General features: G+C 36.6%; 1 pseudogene. It reads left to right on the top strand.

The features are described from left to right. Nucleotides 1-254: pseudogene (locus SB689_RS23670) on the top strand (twin-arginine translocation pathway signal protein); the annotation flags it as partial.

The following is a 254-nucleotide window of genomic DNA, read 5'->3' as shown; positions in this document are numbered from 1 at the left end:
ACAGATGTTGATGCAACAGGAAATGTAATTGATTATAGAGGAAAGTCTGCAACCATTGTTATTGCACTTAAAGAAAACTTAGGAATCGAGGGTGGCTTAGGTACTATCGAAACCAAAAACACTGAAAATACAGTAACCGTAGCACCAAACCCTACTTCAGGTATTGTAAAAATCAATTCACCGAAAGGTCTGAAAGATATCTCAGTAACCGCTTACAGTATGGACGGTAAAATTGTTTATACGAAGAAGTTCAA

This window comes from Chryseobacterium sp. SIMBA_038, from assembly GCF_046535115.1.
Lineage (GTDB): Bacteria > Bacteroidota > Bacteroidia > Flavobacteriales > Weeksellaceae > Chryseobacterium.
Note: the sequence above shows the minus strand (reverse complement) of the source record. Positions and strands in the feature narration are given on the sequence as shown.